6 protein-coding genes are annotated in these 5,471 nt (G+C 40.0%); 2 read left to right on the forward strand and 4 right to left on the reverse strand.

The genetic code is table 11. The annotated features are described in order from the left end of the window. The 3 genes from AC1DPQ_RS20090 to AC1DPQ_RS20100 form a co-directional block, all read right to left on the reverse strand. The coding region (locus tag AC1DPQ_RS20090) for a carboxypeptidase-like regulatory domain-containing protein (protein ID WP_477610665.1) at nucleotides 1-572 on the reverse strand (572 nt) is incomplete at its 3' end. Between the two features lie 133 nt (nucleotides 573-705). Continuing rightward, complete coding sequence (locus tag AC1DPQ_RS20095; protein WP_029279221.1) at nucleotides 706-897, reverse strand: RNA-binding protein; 192 nt, start codon at nucleotides 895-897, stop codon at nucleotides 706-708. A gap of 8 nt (nucleotides 898-905) precedes the next feature. Next, nucleotides 906-1,169 carry a hypothetical protein gene (locus tag AC1DPQ_RS20100; RefSeq protein ID WP_477610666.1) on the reverse strand — a complete coding sequence of 88 codons (264 nt, stop codon included), beginning with the start codon at nucleotides 1,167-1,169 and terminating at the stop codon, nucleotides 906-908. A gap of 203 nt (nucleotides 1,170-1,372) precedes the next feature. Here AC1DPQ_RS20100 and AC1DPQ_RS20105 point away from each other — a divergent pair, with 203 nt between their 5' ends. Next, nucleotides 1,373-4,036 (forward strand): glycoside hydrolase family 2 protein, encoded by a 2,664-nt coding sequence (locus AC1DPQ_RS20105; RefSeq protein ID WP_477610667.1) that lies wholly within the window; start codon nucleotides 1,373-1,375, stop codon nucleotides 4,034-4,036. A gap of 63 nt (nucleotides 4,037-4,099) precedes the next feature. Further along, nucleotides 4,100-5,104: a 2-hydroxyacid dehydrogenase gene (locus AC1DPQ_RS20110; RefSeq protein WP_477581854.1), complete on the forward strand. Its 1,005-nt coding sequence runs from the start codon at nucleotides 4,100-4,102 to the stop codon at nucleotides 5,102-5,104. Between the two features lie 75 nt (nucleotides 5,105-5,179). Here AC1DPQ_RS20110 and AC1DPQ_RS20115 read toward each other — a convergent pair. After that, on the reverse strand, nucleotides 5,180-5,471 hold a 292-nt coding region (locus AC1DPQ_RS20115; RefSeq protein WP_477610668.1), incomplete at its 5' end, for a M24 family metallopeptidase.

The following is a 5,471-nucleotide window of genomic DNA, read 5'->3' on the forward strand; positions in this document are numbered from 1 at the left end:
GGCGAACCCTGACTGGTTACATTCCCATCCTTATCCACCTTAATACCGGGTAGTTTTTTCAGTACTTCGTCAACAGCATCGCCATCTCTAACAGGAAAGGCTTTGGCGCTAAAACTCACGGTATCTTCGGTTACTTTAACAGGAGGAACACCCGAGATCACTACGCCCTCTAATGTGTTCGATGATGGTTTAAGTTTGATATCGGTGATGTTTAAAATACTACCCTTTTCGATCTGATACTGTTTAATAAATGTATCGAAGCCTATAAAAGCTGCTGATAAGGTAAACTGTTTAGATTTAATTTTATCCAATGCAAATGTACCATCATTATTGGCAGAGGTGCCTATACTGTCGGCGCCGAATTTAATCCTGACTACCGCACCGGGTAGTGGTAAGCCTGCAGTATCTAACACTATACCCTTCACGGTATAATTTTGTGCGTTACTGTTTGTGAAAATACCTGCAAAGAGCAGGAGTAGCAAAATCGATTTAGTAAAAGCCCTCATGAATTTATTTGTGTGTGGCATAAAAGTACGGAGCAGCGCGTTAACCCTGTTCAGCGTAATCAACATGTTACTGATTTTGGCTATTTTAGCTATTGATGTGATGGTTTTTTGCTGCCTTCCTCTTGGGTATCAGGCCGAATGGCAGACGTAAGTTGGTAGGAGATGGTATTTAAGATTGAGCTACCACTCATCAGGTATTTTATTTTGTATGTGCCTTCAGTACCACATTCCGGCCAAGGGTTTTAAACCTCACGGCATTGTCTTGTTCTACAGTAATGGTAATGTGGCCTGTTTTACTCGTGTTTATATCGCTTACCTTGCCAGACTTACCGATATGCGTTCCTTTAACCACAACGCAGTAGTCGCCATCTTTTAAATTTGTTGTTTCCATTTTAGTTTTTACAGGCCTGAGTTTGTTTCTGAACCCCGTAATTTTATTTCAGTATTTAATTGACTTAATTTAATTGCAACGGGTAACCAAGCGAGCATACAGCCTGGAATAACGGCAAGTAGCACAAAGTTTTGTTTTTTAACAATCAGATATAAAAGTGCACTAAACAGAAACAACATCACAATAGCACTTCCAATTAACAGGCCGCTCAATTGTTTTTTCTGTTTGTTTAATTCGGTTAGGCTAAGTTCGGATAGTTTGTTGTTTTTCATAGTGGAACAGTTAAGCTTCTAAGTAAAATTATTAAATTTTTAATGTTTTTAAAACCCTGAATGATTAAAGATGTAAAATGCTGGTTATCCAGTCTCATTTAAGCACAAATTCCATTATCTTGTAAACGTTCGGTTTAATACATCCAAAACCATTATTTTTGGTTGAAAACTGACGCTGTTTTAATGCTTATACCAAATATATCATGATCAAAAGATTAGTATCTTTATTGTTGCTATTGATTTCTTTCGCGGGCTTTTCGCAGGAAACTACTAAAACCTATCTTTCCGGAACGGATAAAGACCATACCAAACAATGGGATTTTTATTGTACTGCCGTTAAAGCCAGCGAACAGGGCATTTATCGTTATGAGTTTCCGGTGGGTAAAATCACAGGAAAAAAAGTATTCCTGGTTTTTGAAGGCGCTATGACCGATACTAAGGTTAGTATTAACGGAAAGCTGGCGGGAGACCTGCACCAGGGCGGATTTTATCGGTTTAAATATGATATTACCACACTGTTAAAACCAGGACAGAAGAACCTATTGGAAGTTACGGTTGATAAAGTATCGGCAAATGCGTCGATTAATAAAGCCGAAAGAACGAGCGATTTTTGGATTTTTGGTGGCATTTTCCGTCCGGTTTACCTGGAAACTGTACCAAACAAATTTATAGAAAGAGTTGCTGTTAATGCTAAGGCCGATGGAACCTTTCAGCTTGATGTTTATGGCCAAAATTTGGCTGCTGATGATATTCTTGAAGCCCAGGTGAAAAAACTAACTGGCGAAAATGTAGGGAAAGCATTTGCTGTAAAAGCGAATTTAGCGAATGGTATGCAGACCCTGAAGGCTACTTTCTCAAACCCTTTATTATGGAGTAGCGAATTCCCCAATTTATATCAGGTGGTGGTGCGGATCAAAAATAAACAGAAAATTATTCATCAGGTAAAACAAAAGTTCGGTTTTCGTACGCTTGAACTGCGTAATGGCGATGGTTTTTATGTTAATGGTTCGAAAATGATTTTAAAAGGTGTTAATCGCCATAGCTTTTGGCCCGAAAGCGGACGTACATTAAGTCGCGAGGTACATTTAATGGATGTGAGGCTAATGAAAGAAATGAATATGAACGCTGTTCGCATGTCGCATTATCCACCCGATGCGGAGTTTTTGGATATCTGCGACTCGTTAGGACTGTATGTGATTAATGAATTAACGGGCTGGCAGGCAAAATACGATAACACAGTTGGGCACAGGCTCGTAAAAGAACTTGTAATCAGGGATGTAAACCATCCATCTATTGTTTTTTGGGCCAATGGCAACGAGGGAGGGTTTAATACCGATCTTGATAATGATTATGCTTTATACGATCCTCAGAAACGTACCGTAATTCATCCATGGGAGAAATTTAACGGAACCGATACCAAACATTACCCAGATTATAACTATATGATTAAGGCCGCTGCTTCAGGACAGGAGGTTTTCTTTCCGACTGAATTTATGCACGCGCTTTATGATGGTGGTGCTGGTGCGGCTTTAGATGATTTCTGGAATCAAATGTTGATTCACCCGCATGGTGCCGGTGGTTTTATTTGGGCTTTGGTGGATGAAAACGTAATCCGTACAGATAAAAACGGTATTTACGATGGTGATGGAAACCATGCGCCTGATGGAATTATTGGCCCACACCGCGAAAAGGAAGCCAGTTTTTACACCATAAAAGAGATATGGTCTCCGGTTTTTGTCGATCTGGTAAAAATTGACAGTGATTTTAATGGTAAAATCGCGATCGAGAACCGTTTCAATTTTACTAATCTTGATCAATGTACTTTTAAATGGAAATTGCTTAGTTTTCCCTCAGCTAACACAGCAGGAACAAAAGCTATTGTAAATGCCAGTGGAGCAACGGCTTCTAAGCTTAAGCCTGGCGCAAAAGGTACGCTTGATCTGGCTTTGCCAAAATCGTGGACACAAAGTGACGCTTTATATTTAACCGCTTATGGGGCTGATAAGAAGGAAATATTTACCTGGAGCTGGCCGATAAAAACTGCCCGTTTGGTTGCAGAGAAGCAAGAAACTACGCTGTCCAACTCAGTAGTAAAAGCCGAAGAAACTAACCAGTCGCTCCTGATTAAACAGGATGGTATGAGCTACTATTTTGAAAAGGCAACGGGTTATCTGGAGAAAGTTGTTAAAGGGAATACCATTATTTCTTTGTCAAAAGGTCCGGTGTTGGCTGGTGTAAATACCGAATTGAAAAATTTTAGCCATAAAGCAGAAGGCGCAAAATATATCGTTGAGTCTGATTATCAGGGTGCTGGTAATTTGCATGCGAAGTGGACATTTGAAACCGGAAAGCTGGTAAAACTCGAATATCAATTTAACCAACAGGGTGATGCTGATTTTATGGGTATTACCTTTAATTATCCTGAAGATAAAATTACCGGAATGAAATATCTTGGCCGTGGCCCGTATAGGGTTTGGAAAAACAGGCTAAAAGGGCAGCAGTTTGGGGTTTGGCATAAAGATTATAATAATTCGATCACTGGTGAAACCTGGGGCTACCCTGAGTTTAAAGGTTATCATGCCGAAGTGAACTGGGTGACTGTAGAAAATAAGGAAGCCCCGTTTACGGTTTACATACCCGATCAGGATACTTATCTGCAAATGTTAAGGCCTGCCCGTGAAGCTGCGGCACTAAGCAACAACAATGTAGAGCCCGCTTTCCCAGAAGGGAGTATAGGTTTCTTAAAAGGGGTAAGTGCCATCGGGACCAAGTTTCAGTCTGCTTTATTATTGGGACCCCAAAGCCAGAAAAACAAAACAGACGGAAAAACTTTTAAGGGGACGCTATTATTTGATTTTGGAAAATAAGCGTTTTGACTCCTAGGTTAAAACAGGACAGCAAAATCCTATTTAATCTGTATTTTTAACGATATGAAGATTGTGTTTTTTTCTGCGAAGCCTTACGACCGTGAATTTTTTGAAAGCTGTAATAAACATTATGATTTTGAATTAGAATTTTGGGAAACTCATCTGGGGCCTCATATTGCCGACGCGATAAAAACAGGTACTGATGCTGTTTGTGTATTTGTGAACGATAAACTAACGGCTGATGTTATAGCCATACTGGCACAAAAAGGGGTGAAAATTATTGCTTTGCGTTGTGCAGGCTTTAACAATGTGGATCTGAATGCGGCCAAACAATACGGGATTCGCGTTTGCCGCGTTCCGGCTTATTCGCCACAGGCTGTGGCAGAACATGCAGTAGCCATGTTGCTTACCCTAAACCGTAAAACCCATAAGGCCTACAACCGCATACGCGAACAGAATTTTTCGCTTTCAGGTTTAATGGGGTTCAATCTTTTTGGCAAAACAGTTGGCGTAATCGGCACAGGGAAAATTGGCGCTGCTTTCTGTAAAATTATGCTTGGTTTTGGCTGTACTGTACTGGCTTCTGATCCTTTTGTGGATAAATCATTACAAATTGCAGGAGTAAAGTATTTGCCTTTTCATGAAGTGATAAAAGAAGCTGATATTATTTCGCTGCACTGCCCGCTTACACCAGAAAACCATTATCTGATAGGATCAAATAGCTTATTGACGATGAAAAAAGGTGTTACGCTAATCAATACAAGCAGAGGCGGGTTGATTAATACACGAGAGGTGATTGAAGCACTAAAAACAGGCCAACTTGCGGCGCTGGGAATTGATGTATACGAGCAGGAAGAACAACTCTTTTTTAAAGATCTTTCAGCAAGTATTATTGGTGACGATGATATTCAGCGGCTAATTAGTTTTCCGAATGTTTTGCTTACCGGGCATCAGGCTTTTTTTACGCAAGAGGCCTTAACAGAAATTGCGGAGTCTACCCTAAAAACGGTTAAAATATTGTTAGAAGATAATGCTGAGGCGATAGTTTCAGATGCAATATTGGTGTAATAAGATAGATGGTTACATGGAGTTTTTTGAGAAACTGATCTCTCCAAAACCTCCATGCGCCCATTGTATTGCTATTTAGTAATAAGAAGTATTAAGGTTGCTGTTCTGCTTTTCAGCAGCCTCAATAGGGGCATAATTAGAAAGAATAAGTGCTTCCCCTTTTTTCACACATACATCATGTTCAAAATGTACAGATGGACTTCCATCAGCAGTTCTGATCGTCCAGCCGTCATCATCTAGAAAAACGTCTTTTTTGCCCATATTTATCATAGGTTCTATGGCCATTACCAGGTTTTCTCTTAGGAGTAAACCGTTGCCTTTACGGCCATAATTCGGTACCTGTGGATCTTCATGCATATCTTTCCCT

Source organism: Pedobacter sp. 01T416_2 (assembly GCF_056398925.1).

What these genes read in the sequence shown, in the direction of transcription:
- AC1DPQ_RS20095 (WP_029279221.1), bottom strand. Translation starts at nt 897, where the DNA reads ATGGAAACAACAAATTTAAAAGATGGCGACTACTGCGTTGTGGTTAAA.
- AC1DPQ_RS20100 (WP_477610666.1), bottom strand. Translation starts at nt 1,169, where the DNA reads ATGAAAAACAACAAACTATCCGAACTTAGCCTAACCGAATTAAACAAA.
- AC1DPQ_RS20105 (WP_477610667.1), top strand. Translation starts at nt 1,373, where the DNA reads ATGATCAAAAGATTAGTATCTTTATTGTTGCTATTGATTTCTTTCGCG.
- AC1DPQ_RS20110 (WP_477581854.1), top strand. Translation starts at nt 4,100, where the DNA reads ATGAAGATTGTGTTTTTTTCTGCGAAGCCTTACGACCGTGAATTTTTT.